This is a genomic window from Psychrobacter sp. 72-O-c, from assembly GCF_904846605.1.
Classification (GTDB): domain Bacteria; phylum Pseudomonadota; class Gammaproteobacteria; order Pseudomonadales; family Moraxellaceae; genus Psychrobacter.
Genome location: NZ_CAJHBI010000017.1, coordinates 50,737 through 76,805 on the forward strand (window position 1 = coordinate 50,737; position 26,069 = coordinate 76,805).

Annotated in this window: 24 protein-coding genes; 14 read left to right on the plus strand and 10 right to left on the minus strand. The window is 41.3% G+C overall.

Annotated features, from left to right (window positions below):
* Nucleotides 1-189: 189 nt before the first annotated feature.
* On the plus strand, nt 190-909 hold the full coding sequence (locus tag JMX97_RS07980; protein WP_413786399.1) for a hypothetical protein: 720 nt from the start codon (nt 190-192) through the stop codon (nt 907-909).
* 119 nt (nt 910-1,028) lie between these two features.
* Here JMX97_RS07980 and hemJ read toward each other — a convergent pair whose 3' ends face one another.
* The 6 genes from hemJ to serB form a co-directional block, all read right to left on the minus strand.
* Nucleotides 1,029-1,463, minus strand: coding sequence for a protoporphyrinogen oxidase HemJ (hemJ, locus tag JMX97_RS07985; protein WP_201556612.1), 435 nt, complete (start codon nt 1,461-1,463; stop codon nt 1,029-1,031).
* Nucleotides 1,464-1,625: 162 nt separating this feature from the next.
* Nucleotides 1,626-2,759, minus strand: a complete 1,134-nt coding sequence (gene bioB, locus JMX97_RS07990; RefSeq protein WP_201556613.1) for a biotin synthase BioB — start codon at nt 2,757-2,759, stop codon at nt 1,626-1,628.
* Nucleotides 2,760-3,033: 274 nt separating this feature from the next.
* A complete protein-coding gene (locus tag JMX97_RS07995; RefSeq protein WP_201556615.1) occupies nt 3,034-3,540 on the minus strand; it encodes an SCP2 sterol-binding domain-containing protein in 507 nt (168 codons plus the stop codon).
* Between the two features lie 172 nt (nt 3,541-3,712).
* Nucleotides 3,713-4,120, minus strand: coding sequence for an AciT family ciprofloxacin tolerance protein (gene aciT, locus JMX97_RS08000; RefSeq protein ID WP_227671514.1), 408 nt, complete (start codon nt 4,118-4,120; stop codon nt 3,713-3,715).
* Between the two features lie 155 nt (nt 4,121-4,275).
* The gene (locus tag JMX97_RS08005; RefSeq protein ID WP_201556616.1) at nt 4,276-5,307 is read right to left on the minus strand and encodes a DUF368 domain-containing protein; all 1,032 of its coding nucleotides are present in this window, start codon (nt 5,305-5,307) and stop codon (nt 4,276-4,278) included.
* A gap of 227 nt (nt 5,308-5,534) precedes the next feature.
* Nucleotides 5,535-6,827, minus strand: a complete 1,293-nt coding sequence (gene serB, locus JMX97_RS08010; protein WP_201556618.1) for a phosphoserine phosphatase SerB — start codon at nt 6,825-6,827, stop codon at nt 5,535-5,537.
* Nucleotides 6,828-7,301: 474 nt separating this feature from the next.
* Here serB and JMX97_RS08015 point away from each other — a divergent pair, with 474 nt between their 5' ends.
* The 6 genes from JMX97_RS08015 to JMX97_RS08040 all read left to right on the plus strand — a co-directional run bounded on the left by JMX97_RS08015 (nt 7,302) and on the right by JMX97_RS08040 (nt 12,345).
* A complete protein-coding gene (locus tag JMX97_RS08015; protein WP_201556620.1) occupies nt 7,302-8,726 on the plus strand; it encodes a hypothetical protein in 1,425 nt (474 codons plus the stop codon).
* 139 nt (nt 8,727-8,865) lie between these two features.
* Nucleotides 8,866-9,102 carry a hypothetical protein gene (locus tag JMX97_RS08020; protein WP_201556622.1) on the plus strand — a complete coding sequence of 79 codons (237 nt, stop codon included), beginning with the start codon at nt 8,866-8,868 and terminating at the stop codon, nt 9,100-9,102.
* 299 nt (nt 9,103-9,401) lie between these two features.
* A complete protein-coding gene (locus JMX97_RS08025) occupies nt 9,402-9,959 on the plus strand; it encodes a UPF0149 family protein (RefSeq protein ID WP_201556624.1) in 558 nt (185 codons plus the stop codon).
* Between the two features lie 98 nt (nt 9,960-10,057).
* On the plus strand, nt 10,058-10,516 hold the full coding sequence (locus JMX97_RS08030; RefSeq protein WP_201556626.1) for a YbjQ family protein: 459 nt from the start codon (nt 10,058-10,060) through the stop codon (nt 10,514-10,516).
* Between the two features lie 32 nt (nt 10,517-10,548).
* The gene (locus JMX97_RS08035) at nt 10,549-11,037 is read left to right on the plus strand and encodes a YbjQ family protein (protein WP_201556628.1); all 489 of its coding nucleotides are present in this window, start codon (nt 10,549-10,551) and stop codon (nt 11,035-11,037) included.
* Between the two features lie 393 nt (nt 11,038-11,430).
* Entirely contained in the window at nt 11,431-12,345 is a 915-nt protein-coding gene (locus JMX97_RS08040) for a bile acid:sodium symporter family protein (RefSeq protein WP_201556630.1), read from the plus strand.
* A 181-nt stretch (nt 12,346-12,526) separates the two neighbouring features.
* Here JMX97_RS08040 and JMX97_RS08045 read toward each other — a convergent pair whose 3' ends face one another.
* On the minus strand, nt 12,527-13,549 hold the full coding sequence (locus JMX97_RS08045) for a formate/nitrite transporter family protein (protein WP_201556632.1): 1,023 nt from the start codon (nt 13,547-13,549) through the stop codon (nt 12,527-12,529).
* A 392-nt stretch (nt 13,550-13,941) separates the two neighbouring features.
* Between JMX97_RS08045 and JMX97_RS08050 the strand changes: the two genes are divergently transcribed.
* The 6 genes from JMX97_RS08050 (at nt 13,942) to JMX97_RS08075 (ending at nt 21,962) form a co-directional block, all read left to right on the plus strand.
* Nucleotides 13,942-16,911, plus strand: coding sequence for a valine--tRNA ligase (locus tag JMX97_RS08050; protein WP_201556640.1), 2,970 nt, complete (start codon nt 13,942-13,944; stop codon nt 16,909-16,911).
* A 153-nt stretch (nt 16,912-17,064) separates the two neighbouring features.
* Nucleotides 17,065-18,510: an AAA family ATPase gene (locus JMX97_RS08055; RefSeq protein WP_201556642.1), complete on the plus strand. Its 1,446-nt coding sequence runs from the start codon at nt 17,065-17,067 to the stop codon at nt 18,508-18,510.
* Nucleotides 18,507-19,340: a DUF4435 domain-containing protein gene (locus JMX97_RS08060; protein ID WP_201556644.1), complete on the plus strand. Its 834-nt coding sequence runs from the start codon at nt 18,507-18,509 to the stop codon at nt 19,338-19,340. Before JMX97_RS08055 ends, JMX97_RS08060 begins: the two co-directional genes overlap by 4 nt.
* 217 nt (nt 19,341-19,557) lie before the next feature.
* Nucleotides 19,558-19,953, plus strand: a complete 396-nt coding sequence (locus JMX97_RS08065) for a hypothetical protein (protein WP_201556646.1) — start codon at nt 19,558-19,560, stop codon at nt 19,951-19,953.
* 1,081 nt (nt 19,954-21,034) lie between these two features.
* Nucleotides 21,035-21,466 (plus strand): YbaN family protein, encoded by a 432-nt coding sequence (locus tag JMX97_RS08070; protein ID WP_227671513.1) that lies wholly within the window; start codon nt 21,035-21,037, stop codon nt 21,464-21,466.
* 286 nt (nt 21,467-21,752) lie between these two features.
* A complete protein-coding gene (locus JMX97_RS08075) occupies nt 21,753-21,962 on the plus strand; it encodes a cold-shock protein (protein WP_320157741.1) in 210 nt (69 codons plus the stop codon).
* A 261-nt stretch (nt 21,963-22,223) separates the two neighbouring features.
* Here JMX97_RS08075 and JMX97_RS08080 read toward each other — a convergent pair whose 3' ends face one another.
* Nucleotides 22,224-23,306, minus strand: coding sequence for a YeiH family protein (locus JMX97_RS08080; RefSeq protein ID WP_201556648.1), 1,083 nt, complete (start codon nt 23,304-23,306; stop codon nt 22,224-22,226).
* Nucleotides 23,307-23,595: 289 nt separating this feature from the next.
* On the opposite strand from JMX97_RS08080, the gene JMX97_RS08085 reads away from it, so the two are divergent.
* Nucleotides 23,596-24,531, plus strand: coding sequence for a LysR substrate-binding domain-containing protein (locus JMX97_RS08085; protein WP_201556650.1), 936 nt, complete (start codon nt 23,596-23,598; stop codon nt 24,529-24,531).
* Nucleotides 24,532-24,678: 147 nt separating this feature from the next.
* Here the strand turns inward: JMX97_RS08085 and JMX97_RS08090 are convergent, their stop codons facing one another.
* On the minus strand, nt 24,679-25,146 hold the full coding sequence (locus JMX97_RS08090) for a universal stress protein (RefSeq protein ID WP_201556652.1): 468 nt from the start codon (nt 25,144-25,146) through the stop codon (nt 24,679-24,681).
* A 212-nt stretch (nt 25,147-25,358) separates the two neighbouring features.
* Nucleotides 25,359-25,823, minus strand: coding sequence for a universal stress protein (locus tag JMX97_RS08095; protein WP_201556654.1), 465 nt, complete (start codon nt 25,821-25,823; stop codon nt 25,359-25,361).
* Between the last annotated feature and the right edge of the window lie 246 nt (nt 25,824-26,069).

Sequence of the window (26,069 nt, forward strand, 5' to 3'; positions counted from 1 at the left end):
AGCTGATAACCTGATTATCACTACCATATTGACAAGGAGCTGGTCATGCCACCATTGTTGGCTGTTGCCTCGCATAACGTATTATTTGCTAAATCTGCTATAACCAAACTCACCACTATAAAAAAAGCCCCTGCTGCCGCGTTGCTAACATTATTCTTAGGATGTACAAGTTACGTCCATGCCGATAGTATGAGCGCGCTTATTGCACAAAAATCAGCCCAGCCTGAATTAATGGCTCGCTACACACGATCATCAGTAGCAGTACCTGCTGCCAAGATTAGCACCCGCTCAACCATTCAACGTGTTCGTACCGATCGAACGAACGCTGTTAATCCTAGACCTGCTTCTAGTCTTAACCGTTTTAATAACTTTAATAATCAGGTTTTAAGCAAACCTATTGCTACTACTTCTTATCGTTATCCTGACGTGCAACGACAATCGCCAGCCGTACTACCTACGTTTTTATCTGGTAGTTATGACAATGTGGATAGTGAATACTTACCGCTGCTAAGCAGGGCTGAGACCCAAAGTAGCACCGCTGCCCGAGAAGTTATTAGTACAGCGCGTGCTATGGCTTTAAATGAGCGTACCATTATTCAAGGTGGCTGTTGGGATTATCTTAATGCCGTTTTTAATCGGGCAGGGGTAACGCGAGACACGGTACATAAAGGCGCTTATAGCCAAGGGCCTTATGCTAATAGTAGTGAGATTGAGGTGGGTGACTGGCTGTATTACATCAATCACGGCTACAATGGTGTCGAGCATAGCGGGCTGTTTGTTGGCTGGGTCGATGAAGCTGACAAACAAGCGCTAATATTAAGTTATGCCGGAGAAAGTCGCCGTGAGCCTGCTCGCTATCGAGTTTATGATTTGAGCAACGTCTATCAAATCATGCGCCCGACTGTTTAATATAGATTGTTTAACAAAGCCCGTTTATTTAAACATAAAAAAGCGTCCACAACTTATCAAGGTTGCGGACGCTTTTTATTTTAGAATGGCTTCAAAGTCAGCTTAGAGGTGTACAAACTCTAGAATGGTTTAACCACCACTAAAATGACGATGATGACTAAAGCAAAGACTGGTACTTCATTGAACCAACGCCAAAAAACATGTGACTTGTATTGTGGATTATCAACCAGCTTCTTACGATAAAAACCACATGCGCCATGATAAGCAGAAAGTAGAACCACTAACAGTAGCTTGACGTGTAGCCAGCCTTGGGTTTTGTATACATCCCAACCCAAAAATACCATCCACAAACCAAAGGCCCAAGTTGCTATCATCGATGGGGTCATAATACCGCGGTATAGTTTGCGCTCCATAATGATAAAGCGCTCATGACTGATCTTATCATCGCTCATTGCATGATAAACATACAAGCGCGGTAGATAAAAAATTGCCGCAAACCAAGTGACCATTGAGATAATGTGGGCCGCTTTAATCCAGTTAAAATAATCCGCCATGGCCTAATCCTTTGTTATCAGTCTTTTATTATTTGGTCTCTTAATGTTCTATTTCTTACTATCGATAAACGCTGACAAGCCCAAACCTAGGTTATAACGGTTGCAATGCTGGCAAGATTAGCGCAGACAACCGAAGGATAAGGGTAGCAGCACGCAATTAAATTACTCTGCCATCATCACCTGGGATTGATGACCGCTCATAGCATCAACTACTGGCAAGTGCTTGGGTGCTCTTGGCGCAGCAAACTGTTTGGTCAATCCCAGCTCACGCATCAATCTATCATCGCCTGATTGGCTGGCATTACCGGTGGTTAGCAGCTTATCACCGTAGAAGAACGAGTTAGCACCTCCCATAAAGGCTAAAGCTTGCTCGGCATCCGATAAGCTCTCACGCCCAGCGGACAGTCTTACATAGCTGCTCGGGCAACAAATACGCGTAACTGCAATAGTGCGAATCCACTCAAGGACTGACAGCTCACCCTCTGCTAATATTTTGTCGCCAATGGGCGTACCTGAAACAGGAACCAATAAGTTAACGGGAATGGACTCAGGCGCTTTGGGCATTTTGAGTAATTCATGTACCCAATCAATACGGTCATCACGGCTCTCGCCCATACCGACGATATTACCGCTACAGACATTCATACCCGAGTTGCGCACGTTGGTGATGGTATCTAGTCGCTCATCATAGCTGCGGGTACTGACTACTTGCTCATAGTAACGGCGTGAGGTGTCCAGATTATGATTGTAATAGTCTAATCCTGCATCGGCCAACTGGGTAGCTTGATTGGTATCAAGCATGCCCAAGGTCATACAAGTCTCCAACCCTAAGGCTTTAACTTCCTTGACCAGCTCGACTACATAGGGCATGTCTTTAGCACTCGGATGTTTCCATGCGGCTCCCATACAAAATCTTGATGAGCCACTAGATTTTGCGCGTTTAGCAGCAGCAATCACTTTGTCAACGTCTATGCGCTTTTCTGCCTGTAGTTTGGTCTTATCACGGTGATGACCGGATTGTGCACAATAGCCACAATCCTCAGGGCAGTTACCGGTTTTAATTGATAATAAGGTACTAATTTGTACTTCATTAGCCTTAAAATGCTGGCGATGAATGGTTTGTGCTTGTAACAACAAATCCATTAATGGCAAATCAAACAGCTGCGCAATCTGTTCGCGGCTGTGTTTGCTGGATGTGTCTGTTGCGTCTGTTGTTAACGTAGGGGTAGCGAAGAAGTCGTCTACGGTGTCGGTAGTATTGGCGGTAGGTTCTGTTATTGAAAGCAATCCTGCCATGAGTGAAGTCCTTTTATAATAAGTGCCACATATAATAAGTGGTATGTATAATAAGTGCTATAAAAAACAGAAGATATGAATAAATAATAAGAGAATAAAACGAGATAAATAAAGGCTTAAATAAGTTTAAACCCAGATGAACTCTAAATTTAATCCATAAAAAAAGCTGCGGAAACCGTAGTATACCGCAACCTTAATGAGAATATCAGAGATGTGTTAACAAGTGATTATGAGTACATTTGCTATACGTATCACTGATTATTGTGTTAATTAATTATTTGCCAAGCTTATGTTTAGCCACACCAATCCAGTGACCAGCAAACTGCTGCGCCTTATAAGCATAAGGTTTAGCACGGGTAATATAAGGTTCTAGCTCTTCAGGAATAGTTGGCACGATATGTTTGGCAAGCTTATTGAACCACATCATTAAGCTGTAGTCGCCCTCTATACTCAGGTTGCCTTCTTGAACCGCGGTCATAAAGGCGGGAAGACTGCCTTTAGTCAATAGCTTAACGCCAGTCATTGAATCTTTAAAACTAATCGTTAGATCTGCCTTGTCAGCATGGCCGCTATGTTGGGTAAACTCGCCATTATCAAAGCTAAAATAACGTGCGATATCAGCCTCTTTACTGGCAAACTCGATGATGACTTTACGATCAGCCAGTAGTGATTCGAACTCTTCGCTATCGCTATCAGCCAGCATTGACAATCTATAGCCAATTGCCGTCAATAGCACATCTAATGGATCGGATTTTACATTTAAAACAGGAACAGTAAACATAGTTTAACTCCTAAAGAATAAGAAATGAAATAAAGCGTACTTTATAGCAATTTTTACTACAATTATATAACTACATTATAAACCATAGACGGGTCTTAATTCTTTAGTAATTACGTAGAGAGCGTTGAGTATCTTGTAACATTCGCTCGTCCATGACTTGCTTGTGATAGGTCTAATGAAAGCGCGGCTGATAATCAGCATCATAAACAGGCGTATGCTCAATATAGCGGGCGGCTTCTAGTTCACGCTGTTGCTGTATGGACTGACTGACATCATCGTAACGTAGCGCCCGATATAATACCCAGACCCCTAAGGGCAGCCAACTGATACCCATCGCTGCCACATAGCTGTGCCATTCTGACAGTACGAACCAATGTAATAATAAACTCTGGATGACTTCAACGGCTACCCAGTACACCATGCCTCCGAACAGATACCACAGCAGCCAACGCTGTGAAGACAGAGCGAGCGCCGCAATCGAGCCTGCTAATAGACCATAACCAAGCAGCGCCCCAGCGCTCCATGTGCCTAAATCTAATGTGCTTATACCTATCATAGAAAATACAGTTGAAAACATCATTCATCTCGCTAATCATAAGGTGAATTCCAATAGAACCATTATGAGAGCTTGGAGAATAAAGCTAAAGGGGGTAAGGGCGACTTTGCGACAACAGTTGACGTTTGGTTTAGTATGGTTTTGTTCCTTTTCTAAATTGGATTACCTATAGCGATATTTTAAGTGCGATTGCTACGGTGACCCCACCATGATAGCAACGAGACTAAAATGGCACCTAATAGCATTAGACTTAAGGTGGTAAGCCAATGCGCCCCAGTAGGGTATTGCCATGGGGCAACATTATTTATTGCATCGCTATTTAGCGTGCCTAAGGCATCTGTTTTCCATGGCCATACTTTGACTAACGAGCCCGCAATAAAGCCCGTCAATAACGCTAACGTTCCTTGATAATAGCGTGATAGTAGCCACTTGAGCATATGGGTAAATAGCAATAGTCCACTTGCCATACCCGCCATGACGGTCAAAATAACAGTCAGGTTAAAAGTATGTACCGCTTCTAATACCGTGTCATAAGCGCCCATCAACAATAAGATAAACGACCCTGAAATTCCGGGTAATATCATCGCGCAAATCGCAATCGCGCCAGCAAGGAATAGATACGGCAAGCTCGGGGTAGTGGTCAGCAAGGGTAGATTACTGATGACCACTGCCACCACCAAACCTGTAATAAACAACCCAGCGCGAACAACATTCCAGCGTTTAATCTCGGCTAATAAAATAACCACCGTAGCGACCACGAGGCCAAAGAAAAACGACCAAATCAATAGCGGTTGATTGTCCAATAGGTGCTTAATAATTCCGGCTAAAGTAGCAAAACTAGTTGCAATACCTAGCAATAGACACAATAAAAATGTCGCATCGACATGTCGCCAAACGGCAAGCAAACCTTTGATACCGCCTTCTTGACGAAACACGCGCCAAAGGCTAGGGCCAATACTGCCAAGGGCATTAATCAAGCGCTCATAAATACCAGCAATCAGCGCAATCGTACCGCCAGAGACGCCAGGTACAATGTCAGCTGCGCCCATCGCGATACCTTTAACATAAACCCCCAATAGCTGTTTGGGGCTGTCTTTTTGCGGACTACCATTTCGTGGGCTACGTTTTTTCAGGCTATCGTTGTGCACGGGAGCGGTCTCTACTTGCGGACTCGGTGACGGGGCATCCGGTCGTGTTGGTGATGCCGTCATGGACATTCCTTTGTTGTTTGAAGTCATAACTTGTTTAAAAGTCGTAAAATGAGCGTTAATGTTCAATGCTAATATATTCAAGACTAATAAGTTCAATAAGAAAAACCAGCCCTAAAAATCAGCGTAAAAAGTTGTATAAATCATAAAAGCTAGGCCAACGATAGAAACATTAACCTAGCTTGTTTTTTAGATGGCTACCTAAATAAAGAAATAGCTCTAGCCAATCTTTATTGCGCAGGGATCAGCGCTGGGTAGCCAAGGGCATAGAGGACGCCTTCAAGTCCCGTAACATTAACGGCCGCATCCGCACGCGCTTGCACAATCGGTTTGGCATGATAGGCGATGCCCAAGTCAGCATTGGCCATCATCGGCAAATCATTTGCGCCGTCGCCAACACAGATGACTTGTGACATCTCAATGCCCAAGCGCTCAGCAGTATGCGCGACGATAGCCGCTTTTTTAGCGCCATTGATGATAGGCAGTTGCACATGTCCGGTTACCTCGCCATCTTCGATATCCAAATGGTTCGCGTGTACCTCATCAATGCCCAACTGTTCAGCGATATAGCGGGCAAAATAAGTAAAGCCGCCTGAAACCAATACCGTATGATAACCTAAGGCTTTAAGGGCGCTTATAGTCGTCCGAGCCCCTGTCGATAAAGTTAGGCGGGCGCAAATCTCATCAAGTACAGTAGTAGGAATGCCTTGTAATAACGCCACACGCTGAGCAAAAGATTCATCAAAATCAATTTCGCCACGCATAGCGGCTTCGGTAATAGTCTCGACTTCTTCACCAATGCCAACCGTTTTTGCCAGCTCAACGATGACCTCTTGTTCAATCAAAGTTGAATCCATATCAAAGAAGGCCATCTTATGAGTGCGCAGCATATGACCGATAGATAGAATGTGACAATCGACCACATCTAAGCTATCAAGCTCTGTGCTCTTTGTTCCACTAACGTTTTGTGCACTATTATTTTTTTCTGCTAAGTAGTTTTTTTCTAAGTCTTGGCGTAGACGGGTGGTCAACTGATCATCAATGATATGAGCGGCAGCGGTTTTTTTGCCAGGATGCATTAACGTATCGGTAACGGGCACTAGCAAATAACGAAATACTTGTGCTGGGACAAAAGGCGGTTTAGCCATTTTATTAGATGTGGTGCCAGTGATGTTAGCGTCAACGCTGGTATTAGAGGTGGCACTAGAAACATAAGCAGGTTCGACGTCATCAACGCCACTTGTATCAATAGTAATATTGACAAAGCTGGCCTCGGTATCTTCTGCTACCGTCACTAAATGCCAGCTCGGCTGCTCATCAACCCACGACTGAACGTATTGATGAATATCAAGTGCATGAACATGCGCAGGCAGTACCACAATCAGGGCAAAGACGGGCAGAGATTGTAACGCGTCAAAATCTTGCAAATTGGTATTGTCAGGTAATAGTGAAGCTACAGAATCGACGGCTTGTTGCCATGCTTTGCTGTCTTTTGGTAACGAATAAGGTGTATTTTTTGGCATGGCTCAATTGTCCCTTGTATGCTCAGATAAGATTAGGAATAATAACAGCTTTACTGGGCAGCGCCTATAGATGGCACGCAAAGTACAACAGTTGGATAAAAGCGTGTATCACAGCTAAAATCTACTGGAATGAAGCTTTTTAAACAGAGCTTTTGAAACAAAGCTATTAGAGTAAAATCTTTAAAATAAAGTCTTTAAGATAAAACGCTTAAAAACAGCCATTAGATTAAATTTATGACATCCGCTAAACCTATGATGACCACTATGGTGATATAGTAGATAGTACGAGCTGGCCGTTTGTTCACAGCATAATTAGGTCGAACAACTCTAGTTTGAGCGCGCCTCACCTAAGCCATGATCTATTAACTTAAATAAAGCCGCGTCAGACCAAGCTAACATAGCAGAACACTCTTCCAAAGAATGAGCAATAGCCTCGTTTTTTAATTTCCTTTCTCTAAAAAAGTTTACCATATCATGATGTATTTAGCGCCGCGGCAAGGATTGTTTGCCATTATTATTCTGGTTAGTTTTTGTTTGCAGACCCTACTACTGGTAATTAGCACCGATCAGCAGTTGACCAAAAGCCGTGCGCAAAAAGGCGAGCAAATGGTTGCCCAGCTGATTGATGAGGCACGCCTGTCTTTAGAAAATAAAGATCGTGTTAGTCTCAGTGTTATTGCCAATCGTTATACCAGCGAGCAAGATGTCGCGCGGATACTGATTAAGGATAACAATGATGATTTATTGGTGCCTGTCGGTAATGCGCCCATGCAGCAAGGGGATACTATTATCCAAATCGCTACTAAAGGCGATGCGGTAATTGGTAGTGTTGCATTGACGCTAAAGGACATCAGTAAAGGTGAAATAATCACTATGCAGTGGCCATTTGTCATCGGCTCACTGTTTTTGCATTTATTATTATGGTTACTTTATGGGTATATTGCGCGCCCAACCAAAGACCAAATCAATGCGCTGAGCCATGATATTCAAGATCTGCACCGTGAGCAGTACCTACAAGTGGGGCAACGCGCTAATAATCGTCAGTCAGCTGATCAAACTAATGACCAAGCTAATGACCAAGCTAACGACAGTAAAACTACTGTCAGCACGGCCGCTATTCATGATGAACTTAACGCCTACTTAAGGACGCAACAAACTCAGGGCACTACGACTGACTCTAACGCTGTAAACGCTACTAACCATAATGCGACAAGTAGCATGCAAAATCAGGCGAATAGCAGTAGTGATGACAGCAGTAGCCATAAGATGAGTAGTAGCGGATCCAAGCTGTCTGCCGCCCGCGATTTTAATAGTGTCAACGTACAGATTATGTTTCATGATGAATACAATATGCTGGAGCGTTTAGCCCCTGAGATGCGTATGCCTTATCTGGCACTTTGTACTCAGCTCCTCAATCAAGCGCTAATCGAATTGCTTAAGCAGCCATTGCTACTGGGCGTAAGTGCTGTCAATGAGCCACAGTTTAACGAAAGAGGTGCTTTTGTAGAGCTGAAGGCCGATAATAGCCATGCCAAAGTGGCGCTGGCGGGTGTCATGCTAGGTAAGCTATATTTGATGCTCAATAAGATTATCCATGATAAGCATATTGAGCTGTCACGCTTTGCGTTACCGGCTAAAGTTGGGGTCAGTGATAGCGCTCAAACTGAGGCAATCACGCAACTGCTACAGAGTGTGGGCAAAAAAGAACAGATGCTTATTTTGCTGCCTAATGCGGGTCTTAAACAAATCGGTAACCATATCCAAGTACAAAGTTTGGAGCGTCCGACAACTGTCTATGAGCGTGAATGTGCGGTATTTGATGGCGGTAATGACGCTATGATTCAGCGCTTAACTGATGTCCGTAATGCGGTGCTAATGACCGAAAACGAAGACCAATAATACCGTCTATAATTACCCTATAACTGAGTTTAAAATTACTATAGGTATAAAAATGATTGACAAGGCTCGTTAGAGACTTTATAAGGCATATATATAAAGACGTATTTTTACCCTAATGCCTAAATAATAGGAGTTTGTCATGAGTGACGCTGATATTGAAGATGATTTTGAAGATGATTTCGTAGACGACGATGATGCCAAAATGGTGGAAGAAGCAGAAATCAGTGTGCGTACCCGCTTAAGTAGCCTTGAGAAACGTCGTTTAATCGATAACTTGCTAGAAGAGAAGCGTCTGGCCAAAGAATTAAAAGATGAGCTAGACGATTTAGATGACTTTGATGAAGATGGCGACGATTGGGATGATGACGATATTTAAGACTTAAGCCAATACTTAACTCTTAGCCTAGGGCTCAGAATGTCCCCGACAGTTTGTTATTACCTAACTGTGCTAAGCTGGCTGAATACTATTGCTAATTTTTAATCCCTTTTAATTTATAATGGCTGTGCGTTTCTAATTGCCTTCTGGTTTTTGATGGTTGCTAGTTTTTAACAAGCGCTATTTAATCATCATGACTTCATCTTATTTGTTTAACCAAGACCACTTTTATTACTATATTGCATTTAACAGATAGTCTGTTGCGCATGACGCCAGCTATCGACTAAGGACACCTCACTATGAGCAACCAGCTGAGCTTTGATGAATTACTGGATTTTTTAGACAATCAAGAGAGCCAATTTGTGCTCGATAGTGTGGCCACCCATGGCTTTTTGACCGCTACTGTCATTGGGCGTCCACTACCTAACTGGATAGATGCGCTGTTCGAAGGGCATGTTAGCGAGATTCCAGAAAACGTCATTGACGGTATTCATCGCTGGCGCGCCTCAATCACGGACGAGCTCAAAAATGAGACACCAATTGAGCTACCATTTGGCGAAGATGCTGGCAACGAAGAAGTGGCAGTCGACTTTTCAGATGAGTCAGATATCGTAGCATGGTCGATTGGCTTTGTTGATGCTATGTATGGTGATGAGGCTGACGATTGGTTTGAAGCTGAAGATACTGCCGAAGACGTGGCCGTGTTAACCTTACCAATGATTGTGCTGAGCGGTATTGATGATGAAGATCCTGAGCTTGCTCAAATGCGCGCTGACGAAGATAAGCTGGCACAGATGGCCAATAGCATCGAAGGTAATTTAACGGAACTGTTTTTATTGTTCCATACTAAAGATTAGTTTGAACAGTGATCAGTTCGAATAGTGCTTAGCACCCAATAATGCCAAAGGGCAATGTTGTTTATAAACACCGCCTATCATTCCTATAAGGTAATACCATGACTGTGCAACTATCCAATCTTGAGCACTTGCCCAACTATCAGATCACTGAGCGCTTAGACGTGGTTTACGGTAGTACGGTGCGCTCAAAGCACGTCGGTAAGGACTTATTTGCCGGTCTCAAAAATATCGTTGGTGGTGAGCTGACCGCTTATACTGAGCTATTAGAAGAGTCGCGGCAAGAAGCGATAGACCGTATGGTGCTAAAGGCTGAAGCGTTAGGGGCTGATGCGGTGATTGGCTTACGGTTTTCGACTTCTAGTATTGCACAAGGTGCCTCTGAGCTGTTTGTATATGGGACGGCGGTCAAGGCAATTCCGATGGCACAATCATCAAACCAACCACAATCGCCTTATAATCAACCGCCAAGTGGCACGGCCAATCAATCAAGTCAAAACCAGCCTGATCATAGCCAAACGCCTGCTGCAGACTTGCCACGTTTTAATCCTTTTGGCTAAGCTTTTAAGTTTGTCATGATAAGAGACACGCCATGAACGATTCCATTACCCAAATGTTATTCAACTACGCACCGCTTATTATATTGTTTGTGGTCGGTTGGTTTTTTGGGGCGCGCCATGAGCGTCAGCATTTAGCGCAATTAGTTATCTCAGAACAAGAATTGGGTCATATTCTAGTTTCAAGCGAACGCTTTTATCAGCCTCAGCTTGCTGCTAATAGTGATAGCGAGATGGTGCTTGGAAGTGTGGTCATCGCCCAAGATTATTTTAAGATGGTGACTGCAAAAGCGTTAAGCTTATTTGGCAAAAACCTGACCACTTATGAAACCTTGTTGGATCGCGCACGCCGTGAAGCGTTAGTACGAATGCGTGCCCAAGCGCAGGCCAAAGGCTACAATCACATCTATGGTCTACGCTTAGAAGTCAGCAATATCAATCAATTGGGCAGCATGGTAGAAGCCATCGCTTACGGTACGGCAGTCATAAGTACTGAAAATCCTAAATCGCGCTTTAAACATTAGGAAAAACTATAAAAGGTACTTATGCGCGTTATTCAGTTTGATATCGCACAGTCTCTTTTATTTTGAATCGACTATATAACGATATCAACAAACCTGTCAGCACTAAAATCTATCTAGTGCTAAGCCTCAAGTTTTTTTGCCGCCACTCCATAACAAAAGCGTAAGTTTGACTGCCGATTGAGTGAAGCTATCACGCAAAATAATACTGCCACACCCTGCAATATTGTTCTTTATCATCTGCTAAAAACTATAGAGCCCACGGAAAACATTTGTAGGACCAATAATTTTACTATAAGTTACAAACAAGTACTTAACTCAAATACCTAGTAACATGTTTTAACTAAAATTTTATTTATTGGCCCGTAGACGGGTCTTACCTACATGGATGTAGTTATGGAAAGTGTTCAGCTAGTCACCTTAGTAAATTCAGTAGTTATTCCCATTTGTCTATTTTTGATTATGATGGGAATGGGTTTATCCCTTGTTACAAACGATTTTAAACGCGTTGCAAAATATCCTAAAGCAGTGGGTATTGGTTTAACCAATCAGTTGATCATGTTACCGATCATTGGTTTTGCATTAGCTAACATCATGCCATTACGACCTGAATATGCGGTAGGTGTTATGCTTCTAGTGTTGTGTCCGGGCGGCACTACTTCTAATTTATTCACATATCTAGCCAAAGGTGATGTTGCGCTTTCGGTGACTATGACCGCGATTGCTAGTGTTATAACCGTCTTTACTATTCCTATTGTTCTGAGCTTTTCATTGATTTATTTTATGGGCACAGGTAGCGAATTCCAATTACCTATCATCAAAACAATGGTCTCCTTAGTAGTAATTACCATTGTGCCTATTAGTATCGGCATGTTGATTAGACGCTTTGCACCTAGAGTAGCTGATAGCTCACAAGTACTAGTGTCTAGATTCGGCGTTACATTTTTGACCTTCTTGGTTGTTTTTTTGGTCTATGTCCAAAGAGATATCGTCGTTGCTGCCTTCATCGAAACCGGACCTGTATCATTACTCCTAAACGTCTCAACTATGGCGCTTGGTTATCTTTCAAGTAAGGTGTTCGGCTTAAACTTAGCACAAAGAACTTCAATTACTATGGAAGTGGGCTTACAGAACAGTACGCTATCGATATTTATGGCATTAACCTTACTGTCCAACTATGACATGTCAATGACCCCAGCTATCTATACTTTAGTGATGTTCTTTACTGCCGGGATCTTAGTAAAAATATTCAGCGGTAAGCATAAGAAAGCTCAAATCGAGCGTGATACTTTGGCGGCACGCGCGCTCTAAACACTGATCAAGCATAAACGTCATTCCATAATAAACGCATCATCTCGGCGTTTGTTATGGTATACATCTTTAATGTTTGCTAAAGCACCTCTGATATCACGCCCTTTTTGCATAAATGTCTTTTGCATTAAGTAACTATCACGTAATTAAAAGCCACGCATTAACGCTAGCGAGCATTTATTCACGTTGTTTTGTCATTCTTATCCTCCTTGGTTTGTTGTTTAACCTTTTTGATTTCAAACAAAAAAGTTCGATTTTTGAGTACCGCCACAAACACCACCCCTCCAATCGTGTTGCCCACCAGCACCACCACCAAAAACCATAAATAAACTATCAAGCTGACCGTATTGCCATACAGCAAGGCAGAAAATACCTCAATATTGCCCACGATACTGTGATGTAATCCCAAAAATCCAATACTACCTGTAATCAGTGATATCAGCACAATACGGCTAAGAGTATCGCGCGCAGAAGTCACTAGCCACGCCGCTATGCCCATCAACCAGCCCGCTAAGATTGAGCTGCCAAAAATGACCCACCATTCATAGCCCAAAACATGCTGTGCATAAGCATCAACATCTGCAACGCTGAACAACTTCATATTAATACCTAAGCCAATCATCAGCGCTGCAAACAGACAGCCGCCGACGATATTACCGGCAATGACAATACCCCACAGGCGCAGCAGCTTACTGACTGGTTCGATTCTATTGAGGACAGGTAAGCTTAAAAGGGAAGTCTGCTCTGTAAAAAGTAACGACTGACCAATGACGACGATAATAAAGCCTAGTGGATAGAGCAGTGATGCTAAAACGATGGCGTATTGATTGGGTAGCACGTCGCTGAGCAGTGCAAATGCCGTTAAAATCATAAACAAGCTGATACCAATCTCAAGTCCTGCGGTAAAAGCGCTGGTAAATAACGAGCCGAGCGAGCGGTTAAAGGTTTCTTTGGCATCCATGAATTGCTCGACCAAGATGCTGGCGTAGCTTTTGGATGCACTGAGATTATCATCGCCAGCGACTTCTTTTATGGTTTCTTTATCCTCGTCACTGATAACTTCCGAAAAATCGTCATCATCCAGCTCTTCGGTGGCATGGATGTCATTATTTTCGTTCTCGTTGCTAGAAGAAACAGCTGTGCTGCTTCCCTCTGTTAAGGCGGGTATTTGAGATTTGTTTTTTGACTCATGGTTTTTTGACAAAGGTAGCTCGCTGTTTGTAAGGTGATAATTTCAAGAGGTACACAGAATGCCTATTTTAGAGTATGGCTATAACCTATTATATTGAGAGCCCAACAAATTGGTATTGTTAATTGTTTAATGAAGTGCGTTTGGCTAAATAGGCATGTTCAAAAACTTATATAAATATTAGCTACTTGGTTGGTTGAGAAGATAGGTTTTTTAAATGTGCCAATATTGGTTAATTAGAACCAATCAAAAAATAGCATTGATTTTCGCTGATCTATCCTCTTAAATTGCCCTACCATCTAACAAAATATTGCTATCTGCGTTAAAATCACTCTATCAACTATTTTGCCTAATTTATATATTCGTTTTTTGACCATATTCATTATCAACAATAAGACCATTTTATTATGAGCAATGCTAATACTAAGACCAGCCTTACCCAATCTATCCAAGCGGCCCTAAGCCAACTTGAGCATGCCTATAACCCTGCGGAAGTCGAGGATGGCATGTATCAAGGTTGGGAAGAGAGTGGTTATTTTCAGCCAACCTTTGACCGTGACGAGTCGTTTTCTATTGCGTTGCCACCGCCGAACGTCACAGGCAGTCTACATATGGGACATGGATTCAACAACGCCATAATGGATGCGCTGACTCGCTTTCACCGGATGGATGGTGACAATACCTTATGGCAACCGGGCACCGATCATGCTGGTATCGCCACCCAAATGGTGGTTGAGCGTCGTCTGGAAGCAGAAGGCATTAAACGCCGTGATATGCGCCGCGAAGATTTCATCGATAAGGTTTGGGAATGGAAAGAAGAGTCGGGCGATAATATCACGCGTCAGATTCGCCGTTTGGGCAGCTCGGTCGATTGGTCGCGCGAGCGCTTCACGATGGACGACGGTTTATCGAATACCGTAAAAGAAGTATTTGTACGTCTGTTTGATGATGGTTTAATTTATCGTGGTAAGCGTTTGGTGAATTGGGACCCTAAATTTCAAACCGCGCTATCTGATTTAGAAGTCGAAAACCATGACGAAAAAGGCTCGCTATGGCATTTTCGCTATTACTTCACTGATAAAAACCTACAAACTCAAGACGGCAAAAACTATCTAGTCGTTGCGACTACCCGTCCTGAAACTTTACTCGGTGATACCGCCGTCGCGGTCAATCCAAAAGACGAGCGTTACGAGCATTTAGTGGGTAAAACCATTACTTTGCCAATTACGGGTCGTGTCGTACCTATCGTTACCGATGATTATGTTGAGAAAGACTTTGGAACGGGTTGCGTAAAAATTACTCCAGCCCATGACTTTAACGACTATGAGCTTGGCCGTCGTCACGACTTGCCACTGATCAATATCTTTGATGGGCATGCGCATATTTTGCCAGAGATGGAAATTTATCCAGACTTGCAAACGCGTGAGCCAAGTTTAGAGACCACACCAAATGATCATGTAGGGGTTACTTATGCGGGCGTGGAACGCTTCGCAGCTCGTAAACAGTTGGTTGAGCAAGCCAAAACTGAGGGCTGGCTAGAAGAAATTGAAGACTACGCGCTAAAAGCCCCTCGTGCTGAACGTGGCGGTGAAATCGTTGAGCCGTGGTTGACCGATCAATGGTATGTGGCGGTTGAAAAGCTGGCTAAGCCTGCGATTGAGGCGGTAGAAGATGGACGCATTGAGTTCGTCCCTTCTCAGTATAAAAATGAATACATGGCATGGATGCGCAATATCCAAGACTGGTGTATCAGCCGTCAGTTGTGGTGGGGTCATCGTATCCCAGCCTGGTACGACGATGAAGGTAATATCTACGTCGCGCGTGATGAAGCGGAAGTGCGTAGCAAATACGATCTCGCTGACAGCGTGAACCTGCGTCAAGATGATGACGTACTCGATACTTGGTTTAGCTCTGGTCTATGGACGTTCAGCACTTTAGGCTGGTCAGATGACAGCGCTGATCCACGAGTGATGGAAACCTTCCACCCAACCAACGTATTGGTCACTGGATTTGACATCGTTTTCTTCTGGGTTGCGCGCATGATCATGATGACCATGCAATTTATCAAGAACGAAGATGCTGACGGTAATATAAGTCCGCAAGTACCGTTTAAGACCGTCTATGTGCATGGCCTAGTACGTGATGGTAATGGTCAAAAAATGTCCAAATCCAAGGGCAACGTGCTTGATCCTATCGATCTTATCGATGGTATTGAGCTTGAAGCACTGGTGGATAAACGCACCAGCAATATGATGAATCCCAAAGACGCGGCCAAAATCGAAAAACAAACCCGTAAAGAATTCCCCGATGGCATCCCAGCCTACGGTACTGATGCGCTACGGTTTACCTTTACATCCCTTGCCAGTACGGGTCGTGATATTAACTTTGACCTAAAACGGGTGGAAGGCTATCGCAACTTCTGTAATAAAATCTGGAACGCCAGCCGCTTTGTACTGATGAACTGTGTTGACAGCGAAGGTGGTGCAAAGGCCATCGATCAAACGGCCAAGCCTGAATTCTGGGAGCTGCCTGAGCGCTGGATTATCAGCCGTCTGAACTCTAGCATCAAAGATATTCGTCAGCACTTTACTCAGTATCGCTTCGATATGGTCAGCAAAGACATTTATGAGTTTATCTGGAATGAATACTGTGATTGGTATGTCGAGCTTGCTAAGGCCAGCCTCAATGATGACTCGGTATCGGAAGAACGCAAGGCGCAAATTCGCTACGTGCTATTACATGTGCTCGAGACCGCGCTACGCTTCACTCATCCGATTATGCCGTATCTGACTGAGCAAATCTGGCAGACTATCGCGCCACTACTAAACCGTAAAGATACCGAAAGTATCGTTATCGCTGCTTATCCAGAAGTGAATGACGCGCAAATCAGTGAGCAAATTGAAGCGGATATGGAGTGGCTACAACAGCTCATCGCCAGCGTGCGTAATATCCGTGGCGAGATGAAACTGGGCAACGCGGTACGTCTGCCAGTCCTACTACAAAATATCTCACTAGCTGAGGACGAGCGTCTATCGCGTATCGCGAATCAGTTTAAAGCATTGGCTAAAGTAGAAAGCTTAACCATACTAAAAGAAGGCGATGAAGTACCGTTATCGTCATCAAGTATGGTTGGACAGCTGCGCGTACTAGTCCCGATGAAAGGATTAATTGATCCGACTGCTGAGCTAACTCGTCTGGGTAAAGCTCATGAAAAACTACAAAAGCAAGCGGAAGGTATCTCGCGGAAGCTGGGTAATGAAGGCTTTGTCAGTAAAGCGCCTGTGGAAGTAGTAGAAGCTGAAAAGGCTAAATTGACTGAGTTAGAAGGGCAGTTGATGGCGATGACGGCGCAGATGGAAGAGTTGAAAAACCTGTAGCAGAGTTGATAGTTAGCTATTAGTAATGGTGTCACCATTACTAATAGTATTTTTAATAGTGATGGTTAAAGTCTTTTATTACAATAGTTATGAAGTGTATGATGCTGAAAAATAAAAAGAGTTAAAATGTCTGTATTACATTAGGAAATAAACATGATTCTTAAAAAGTTGGAAGTCAAAGAGATGTTTGGCATATTTAACTACTCTCTTGATTTGAGTAAAGATATAACAATTATAACTGCTCCAAATGGTTATGGAAAAACAATATGCCTAAAGACTATTCATTCTATATTCTCCTTAAATTTTATGTACTTTGCTAGCTTAGACTTTAAAGAAATATCATTAATAACAGATATGGGAGATCTGACTATTAGACGGAATACATCAGAGGAAAATTCAGTTCAGTCTAAAAACTTAAATTTATTTGATGAGGACTATAGTCTGAATGATGATGACGATGAAGTTAATTTTGAAATTTTTGATAAACAAAAAATTATAGAAAATAACTTGATTGAAATAACACTATGTAATGATGAATATAGAAATAGTTGTGTTATTGATTTGAAAGAACACCAAAGCATATATAGAGAAAGCATAGAAGAGTTTTTTCCCTTCCTAAGAAGAATGGAACATGATAGATGGGTAGACAGAAGGACTAGAGGTAGAACTATCTATAATCTGAAAGAAGTCTTAGAAAACTTTGATTTTCCTGTTATCGAAGTAAGCAAATTAGAACTGCCAGATTGGTTGAAAGATTTTGCAAAAAAACAAAAAACCTATTTTGTCCAAGATCAAAGATTAATTTTAAAAGATGCTAGTATAGGAGGACGAGAAAATTTTCATACTAATGCTATCGAAAGATATTCTGCAAAACTGAAGTCTAAAATAAATAGTTCAAGTCTTAGAGTCTCTATAAAGTCTCAAGAACTAGACTCGACTTTTCCACAAAGATTAGTTAACAATAGAGAGCAATATAATGACTTTGATAAATCTAATTTGATAAACCAGCTAGATCACATACAAGACAAAAGAAAAAAATTGATGAAATATGACATTCTCTCTCAAGGAAATAGTTTTGATAATGAAATAGAAATAACACATATTGAAGATAATGACGTTAAAGTATTAAATCTATATGTTGAGGATACCAACGAGAAGCTTTCCACATTTGATGATATTTATGAGAAGATAAATACTTTTGTCGAAATATTAAATAGTAAGTTAATTTTTAAGAAGGTAAAAATAGATTCAAAACGTGGTTTTTACTTCGTTAGAGATATTAATGATTCTAAAAGTAAAAATAACGAAGAAAGATTATTGAGTTTATCTAAACTTTCTTCAGGAGAGCAACACCAAGTTATAATTTTATATCAGTTAATATTTAACAGTGATTCAGACACTTTAGTCTTAATTGATGAACCAGAAATATCTTTACATATAGTTTGGCAAAAGCAGTTTATGTCTGACTTAGTAAAAATATCTGCAATTAATAACAGTAAATCTATTATAGCAACTCATTCACCACAGATAATAGGTAATCAATGGGAAAGCACTATAGATTTAGAGGATTTAAGGAAAAAGCAGGTGCAAAATCTATGAGCCTATTAGATCATTTTTCATTAGATCCTATTTCAATCATAAATGATTTCAAAATGAGTATAAATCATCCTAGCTATGAAAAAATAACTTTATATTTAGAAGGGAAAACCGATATAATGCTATTTAGAGGAATAGTAGATGAAAATAAAATTGAGTTAGTTCCAGTAAATGGCAAAAAAAATATTATCGAAGTTATGAGAAGCTTGTATAATATTTATCTAGGAAAGGTATATGCAGTTTGTGATGCTGATTTTGATCATATTTTCCAAAAAAAAGATGAACGCCTAGATCACGGCATATTTATTACAGATTATCATGATATAGAGGTAATGATGGTTTGGTCTTCTGCTATACATAAAGTTTTAGATCAGAAATCAAAAAATAATAGCAATAATTTTTACGATAAGGTTTTAGAAGAAGTTATTCAGGTATGTAAGACGGTAGGATTTTTAAGACTAGTTAATTATGATAAAGATTTGAAACTAAAGTTTAAAAGGTTAAATTTCAATAAGTTTATTCTGTTTGATAACGGGAGCTTGTCTTTAGATTTTGATATTTTGTTAAATGAACTAATTAGAATATCTCCGTCTACAAAAGTAACTATAGTGGAATTAAAGAGCTATCATAGTCAATATACAACCCGAAATTATGATAATAAGCAGATGTGTTGTGGTCACGATTGTACTAATGTATTGGCAATTTATTTTAATAAATCAAAAAATATTGAAGGTAATAATTTTAATAAAGATAGAGTTGAAAAAGATCTTATGCTTGCTTTTAACGAGTATGATAAATATGCTGTTTTTGATAAAGTGAGGAGAATAGCATAAAGGTAAACTATAATATTTTTTAAATCAACTTATAGTTTATTTATTTTTAATAAATGTAAATTTTATATACGGAGCCTAATGCATCATCTCAACGTTTGATAGCGCTTACCCTTAAGCCAAACTAGTATTGATGACACCGCACCGACTACGTTCAAGTTTACCCGTCAAAGTTAGATAGAGATGAATAACAGGTGCTTTGCATTGAGGAGTAATTGATATGACGCTAATGACCTCAAAGACTAAAGTGCTTACCTTAAGCGCACTATTAATCAGCTTAGTAGCTTGTGTCTCATTGCCCACCAACGAAAACATGCTATCTGATGCGCAGCTAATCAGTATCGCCCAACAAGACAGTCGTAAACCAGTAAAAGGGCAGCCCAATCTCGTAATAGGTGTCCACAAAGGTACGAAAGTGATTGAAGAGTTTCATTGCTCAGACCTTTGTCCCGAAAACACGGTGCGAATTGTCCACTACGACGTTTCTGAGACAGCAACCTGTGACAGTGTTGGCGGAGTGACCAAGTCCGTACTAATCCCAATCGCTATTACCGTGATGCCAAAAAAGTATTGCTTCCCAAAAGTAATCGCGGATTATTGGCAAAGTTATCCTTAAGGTAGAAGCATATAAATATTGACAGCTTTGTATCGGATAACTCAGACGAATAATTATTGCAAACGAGACTAGTAATGCATTAGCTGGCAGCTTGTAGAGCAATAAATAGCATAACTATAGTAAAAGTATTTATCAAAGTAATTTTATAGAAATGAAGAATATTTACAAACGAAAAATATCGGAATGATAAGATAGTTAAGTCTCATATTTGTGACGTTTGAGTCTACTCAAATTAGAACTCAAGCATTGAATTTTGCCAGTATGCAGGGTGATAATGTGGGTAGTATATTTGAGCCGTTCTTTCATCGATTCATGGAGCAACCATCATCCTAAATCTATACGTTTTCTTGTGGGTTATTCTTACATCTGTTGTACTTGTCATTACGGTAAGCAAGATAAATGTACATAGGGGCGTGCTTAGAAGAGATGCTATTACTAGAGAATCCGCACCCAGTAGCTTTGATATCGAAACCAGCTTGTATAAAACCAATGCAACTTGGCACGATATTATATTTTTTCATGGCTCCATATCAGGTTTAATTGCCTTTTTACTCTTGTTAGTTTTTAAGATTAGTGTTTTATTTCCTGATATCAATAGTTTCCTTGCTGTTCTTTTCCAAGTTATATTATTTTCGTTGGCGGTTTATTTTTTTGGGGTATCTCTTGAAAAGCTTGGTATTACCCTAGGAAAACGTGAGGTCAATGACAAACAGATGAATGAAAAGTATGTTGTCGTTATAATGCTCAGTTACTTTTTATCTTTTATTGTTTTCGTGTTTTCGTTATTATAATATGTATTTATAATCGCTTTATTTTGCTACAAAAAACTGCTCCAGCCTATACTGTGAGCGGTTTTTTCGTTTAACCAAGCTTATTAAACAATCGTTTTATCAGCTGCCTCGTGTGAGGTTGTGTTCACTTAATTGCTAAACAAGCATACGTATCAATAGCAAAACGACTCAAAAGCAGTCTTGAACGTTCTTATCAATTACTGCATGCTAAATTACTTATGTGAGTAACTATTGCTACCTGTTCTCTATTACCCATAGACATTACTTTTACTACTGAACCCACGACTGACATGACTGACATACCTGAAAAAAAACGCGCGTTTTATTATCGTCCTAAGACCAACCAGTCCGCTAGCCCTACAGTGCGTTGGACGTTTTTGACGCTTGGTTGGATATTTTTTGTATTAGGAATTATTGGCGTGTTATTACCAGTGATGCCAACTGCACCGTTTGTATTATTAGCTGCAGGCTGCTGGGCGCGTAGTTCACGACGTTTTCACTTTTGGCTGATCAACCATCGCTATTTTGGTAAGTTTGTCCGTGATTGGGAAGCGAATCATGCGGTGCCACATTATGCTAAGTGGCTGGCGAGTGTCATGATGGCGTTGTCGACAACTATGTTATTTTATAGCCTGCCAGCTGATATGCTGTGGATAGCATGGATAGTGGCGGTCATATGTAGCAGCGTGGCCATTTATTTGTTCCGATTACCTAATGCTTAGTCTGAGCAACAAACCTATAGGTCGTCTGCGTTATAAGACGTAAAGCTGAGCAAAAAGGACGAAAATAGCGACATATTTGAATGTTTTCACGTAAAATACCAGATAATGCTTGCGCTAACGCGAAAAGGCGCTTATAATACGTTCAAGCTTAAGAGCAGTTCTGCACCAAATCATTACCTCGTAGTATTAGTTATAATCCTTCGTTTTAATATTTATCGTTCAGTAGCTATTTGCAAGCTTTGCCGGTCATTAGACCATTAATAGATTAAAAATTAGGATTATAGATATGTCAGATACTATGAAAGGTACAGTTAAATGGTTCAACGAAGCTAAAGGCTTTGGTTTCATCGCTCCAGAAAGCGGCGCTGATGTTTTTGCTCATTACAGCGAAATCACTGGCTCAGGTTTCAAAACTTTAGCTGAAGGCCAAGAAGTTGAGTTCACTGTAACTCAAGGCCAAAAAGGCCCACAAGCACATAACATCGTTGCTGTATAATTAGCAAAATGTGGTTGTCGCTTACTACAACAAGTAACTGATAACAACATAATGCACAAAAAACGGACCTTCGGGTTCGTTTTTTTTCGTCTATAGTTCGCGTTTTAATACTGAGTTTTGAGTTTGAATACTAATAAATTTAAGATCAATAATGGGTTACAGCAAAACGCCTACGTCTATCTTAATGATAACGTAGGCGTTTTTTTAGTTAGCGCTGTCAAAGTACAGATAAGGTTGCCAAAGCTTTAGAAATAAAAACAATTAGAGAAAGCTAATGCCTACATTGATTAGACCGCCACCAATGATTAACCAGCCAAACATGATCGCGCCTAAAATAAGAGGTTTGACCCCCGCTTGTTTGATGGCACTTAGATGAGTGGTTAGGCCTAAGGCAAACATGGCCATAGTCAAAAGAAGGTCATCTAACATTACCATGGCGTTTTCTAAGCCTTCAGACATATTTAGCCAAGTGTGTAGTAGTACGATGAGTATAAAGATAAAGGCAAACCAAGGTACTTTAACTTGCTGGACACGGTTCATAAATGACGGTTTTTGACCATTCTCGCTGCCGCCTTTGGTCAAGGCAAAAGACAAAATCAGTAAGAATGGTGCGAGCATCATGACCCGAATCATTTTAGTCACGACTGCCGTATCGCCAACTTCAGGACTAATCGTATTACCGGCCACTACGACTTGGGCGACTTCATGAATAGTAGAACCGGTATAGACGCCGTAATCTTGGGCGCTGAGCCACGGTTGCAACCAGCCGAGATGATATAAAAATGGATAGAGCAGCATAGCGATAGTACCGAATACCACCACCGTTGCCACCGCAATAGTGACTTTATGCGCTTCTGCTTTGACGACTGGTTCCGCTGCAATGACCGCTGCCGCACCGCAAATACTCGCACCTGAGCCAATTAGTAAAGTGGTTTGTTTATCGACTTTTAACCATCTAGTGCCTAGCCAATAGGTTAATAAAAACGTCGAGGTCAGCACCAATGCATCACTCATAATGGCAGGCAGTCCAACGCTGGCGACTTGGGTAAAGGTCAGTTTAAAGCCGTAAAACATAATTGCTAAACGCAAAATCTGACCTTTGGCAAAGTTAACGCCTTCATTTAAGCGCTCAGCGACCTTTGGGTAAATGGTATTGCCCAGCACCATACCCATCAAAATGGCTAATGTTAATGACGATAGCCCAACGATGCGCCCATTGGTCCACGTGTCCAAGCTGGTATTTAGCCATAAGCAAAATAAGCTACCGATGAGCACAACGATAAGCCCTACAAGATGGCGACCTTTCGGAAAATAACTGGCAACTGATTGGGCAAAGGCATTCATTACTAACGATCCTATTAACGTGTCTGCTTTTACATTGACTACTACAGCCGTGGCAATATGAATCTAACGGCTGACAAAGGAAAAAAGTGGTAACAACAATAACTTACCAATAATCCAAAAGCTCATAAGTTGATGAGTGGACATTATAGGGCAAGTCAATCTATAATAAAAACAGATTAATAAGATATAAACTATCGGTTTTTTAGGTTAATACGTTTAAAATGATGTATTCGAGTTAATAAATGAAGATAATTGCAGAAATTTTAGTAGCGAGAGGGGGTAGTTAATAATGAAAAAGTCAATTCAAACCTTACCGAAGATTACCCTTAAGCAGCTGGCGGTATTTGTTAGTATTTACCAAACGGGCAGCACTAGCCGTGCGAGTGAAGAGCTACATTTATCGCAGTCTGCGGTCAGTAGTGCCTTAACCGAGTTAGAATCTCGACTGCAAATGCCTTTGTTTGAGCGGGTCGGACGCAGACTCAACCAACATGCGAATGCTCATCCGGTCTATATCCAAGCGCAGGCAATCTTGGGGCAGTCATTAACGCTTGAGCATTATCATAAGCACCACGCCGAGCAAATTCATATCGGAGCCAGCACTACCATAGGTAATTACGTATTGCCGCCATTATTAGCCAAGCTATACGCCGCGCTTCCTGATTCGAACGTTGATATGTATATTGCCAATACCCAAGAAGTGGTTAGTGAGGTTGAGCAGTTAAATATAGATATTGCGCTGGTGGAGGGCATGCCGCGCCCATCGGATACTAAGGTTATTGAGCAGCGAGCATGGCGAACCGATACTTTAATGGTATTTGCCAAACGTGATAGTAAATGGCTAATAGATATCGCAGAGTATGACAATGATGATAATTGCTATCGGCTAACCTCCGCGCAGTTGGCAAAGCTACCTTTGTTAGTACGTGAGGCCGGTTCGGGTACTCGGCAAGTTATCGATGAACAATTATTACAACACATGCCCGATGCCGAAGTCATCATGGCAATTCAGCAGTCGGAGGCGATTAAGCATATGGTCAGTGCTGATATTGGGCTGGGCTGTCTATCGCAGCATGTTATCCAAGCAGAATTAGCCAGCGATAAGTTAGTGCAGGTAAAAGTAGCGGGAATAGATTTGACCCGTACGTGGTGGCTAGTCTGGCATAAGGCACGTCATCAAAGTCCGATTTGGCAGACCTTTATTGATATTATTCAGGAAGTTTAAAGCCTGATGTTTAAAGCTTAAAGCTCAGCTCTAATTTCTATCCGTTATGTCGCCAGTCTTAATATTAAAGGTAAAAAAGCGCATCATAGAGAAATATCTATAATGCGCTTTATTATTGGTAACTGATTTAATAAATTAACAATAACCTTAATTGCGTTTTGACACTGGCTTATCGAGCTTTACTACTAAGCTATCGCAAGGAACGTTAGGTAGGATGTTATCCGCAGTCGCACCACTGAGCCATGCGGCGATACCATGGCGCTCATGGCGTCCGATAACTAATAAATCGACGTTATTCTTTTCACAATAATTAACGATGCCTTCACTGCTAGAGATAGCGGTGGTTACTTCAGAATTTACCGCGTTTAATTGGTTGCGATCCAAGAACTGTGCGAGTTTTGCCCGCGCTTCTTGGCAACGTTCATCATCAATTTCATCATATAAACTAGAGGCGGGCACTAGCTCATAGCCAAAGCCAACCATCGTATCTTTGACAATATGTAGTACTGATAATTTGGAGTCAGGACGATTATCGACGATGCGTTTGGCTTTTTGTGCCACCACATCTGCATCGGATAATAAGTCGGTGACTAGTAAAATATGTTGGTAACTCATGAGGCATTCCTCGTAGCAGGTAGTCTTAACTATAGCACTACTAACGTCTGCTGTTAAGTTGGCTTTGTTAAATGTGCATTATCTTTGATAACTGCAATAGCTTGGTTATCTTCCCTCTATGTTAGCCTTTAACTTTCGTGAGCCCATTGGCTCCTCATTACCTTAATTTCATCTACCAGCAGTTTTTGATCTAATTTGTAGTGACGCCAATCTTATTTTGGCACCGGCGTATCGAGCTTGACGACTAGGCTATCACAAGGCACATTCGGCAAAATATCATCTGCTGTTGCCCCAACTAACCATGCTGCGATACCACGACGTTCATGGCGTCCAATGATTAGTAGGTCAACGTCGTTTTTACGGCAATAGTTAACGATGCCTTTGCTGTTAGATATAGCAGCCGTAACTTCTGAGTTGACCGCCTGTAGCTCATTACGCTCAATAAACTGCGCTAGCTTTGCCCGTGCTTCCTGCCAGTGTTTACCCTCGACCTCACCACCAGTAAGACTAGAAACTGGTACTAGCTCATAGCCAAAGCGAACCATATCGTCCTCGACGATATGTAATACTGATAGCTTAGATTCAGGACGATTGGCAACGATATATCTGGCTTTTTGAGCGACTACATCAGCGTCGGACAGTAAGTCAGTAACCAGTAACATATGTTGGTAACTCATAAGGGACCCCTTATAGTGTATAACTACCATAGTAGCATTATGGATAGGCTTTGTTAAGATGCCAAGCGTTCGTACCTACTATTATCTTTTTATCTTAGGACTTACGCAAAACCGAATAAGTATTGCTAACCTCAAGAATAACGTAGTAGCATAAAGTCATGAAAAAGCCCAAAGTAACCCGACTAGATTATTGCCAATATCTCATGGTGAGTCAAATAAACTACACCATTACTAATTATGCTAAAC

Excerpts from the sequence above, each read along its gene's own strand:
- JMX97_RS07980 (WP_413786399.1), top strand. The coding sequence starts at position 190 with ATGAGCGCGCTTATTGCACAAAAATCAGCCCAGCCTGAATTAATGGCT.
- hemJ (WP_201556612.1), bottom strand. The coding sequence starts at position 1,463 with ATGGCGGATTATTTTAACTGGATTAAAGCGGCCCACATTATCTCAATG.
- bioB (WP_201556613.1), bottom strand. The coding sequence starts at position 2,759 with ATGGCAGGATTGCTTTCAATAACAGAACCTACCGCCAATACTACCGAC.
- JMX97_RS07995 (WP_201556615.1), bottom strand. The coding sequence starts at position 3,540 with ATGTTTACTGTTCCTGTTTTAAATGTAAAATCCGATCCATTAGATGTG.
- aciT (WP_227671514.1), bottom strand. The coding sequence starts at position 4,120 with ATGATGTTTTCAACTGTATTTTCTATGATAGGTATAAGCACATTAGAT.
- JMX97_RS08005 (WP_201556616.1), bottom strand. The coding sequence starts at position 5,307 with ATGACGGCATCACCAACACGACCGGATGCCCCGTCACCGAGTCCGCAA.
- serB (WP_201556618.1), bottom strand. The coding sequence starts at position 6,827 with ATGCCAAAAAATACACCTTATTCGTTACCAAAAGACAGCAAAGCATGG.
- JMX97_RS08015 (WP_201556620.1), top strand. The coding sequence starts at position 7,302 with ATGATGTATTTAGCGCCGCGGCAAGGATTGTTTGCCATTATTATTCTG.
- JMX97_RS08020 (WP_201556622.1), top strand. The coding sequence starts at position 8,866 with ATGAGTGACGCTGATATTGAAGATGATTTTGAAGATGATTTCGTAGAC.
- JMX97_RS08025 (WP_201556624.1), top strand. The coding sequence starts at position 9,402 with ATGAGCAACCAGCTGAGCTTTGATGAATTACTGGATTTTTTAGACAAT.
- JMX97_RS08030 (WP_201556626.1), top strand. The coding sequence starts at position 10,058 with ATGACTGTGCAACTATCCAATCTTGAGCACTTGCCCAACTATCAGATC.
- JMX97_RS08035 (WP_201556628.1), top strand. The coding sequence starts at position 10,549 with ATGAACGATTCCATTACCCAAATGTTATTCAACTACGCACCGCTTATT.
- JMX97_RS08040 (WP_201556630.1), top strand. The coding sequence starts at position 11,431 with ATGGAAAGTGTTCAGCTAGTCACCTTAGTAAATTCAGTAGTTATTCCC.
- JMX97_RS08050 (WP_201556640.1), top strand. The coding sequence starts at position 13,942 with ATGAGCAATGCTAATACTAAGACCAGCCTTACCCAATCTATCCAAGCG.
- JMX97_RS08055 (WP_201556642.1), top strand. The coding sequence starts at position 17,065 with ATGATTCTTAAAAAGTTGGAAGTCAAAGAGATGTTTGGCATATTTAAC.
- JMX97_RS08060 (WP_201556644.1), top strand. The coding sequence starts at position 18,507 with ATGAGCCTATTAGATCATTTTTCATTAGATCCTATTTCAATCATAAAT.
- JMX97_RS08065 (WP_201556646.1), top strand. The coding sequence starts at position 19,558 with ATGACGCTAATGACCTCAAAGACTAAAGTGCTTACCTTAAGCGCACTA.
- JMX97_RS08070 (WP_227671513.1), top strand. The coding sequence starts at position 21,035 with ATGACTGACATACCTGAAAAAAAACGCGCGTTTTATTATCGTCCTAAG.
- JMX97_RS08075 (WP_320157741.1), top strand. The coding sequence starts at position 21,753 with ATGTCAGATACTATGAAAGGTACAGTTAAATGGTTCAACGAAGCTAAA.
- JMX97_RS08080 (WP_201556648.1), bottom strand. The coding sequence starts at position 23,306 with ATGAATGCCTTTGCCCAATCAGTTGCCAGTTATTTTCCGAAAGGTCGC.
- JMX97_RS08085 (WP_201556650.1), top strand. The coding sequence starts at position 23,596 with ATGAAAAAGTCAATTCAAACCTTACCGAAGATTACCCTTAAGCAGCTG.
- JMX97_RS08090 (WP_201556652.1), bottom strand. The coding sequence starts at position 25,146 with ATGAGTTACCAACATATTTTACTAGTCACCGACTTATTATCCGATGCA.
- JMX97_RS08095 (WP_201556654.1), bottom strand. The coding sequence starts at position 25,823 with ATGAGTTACCAACATATGTTACTGGTTACTGACTTACTGTCCGACGCT.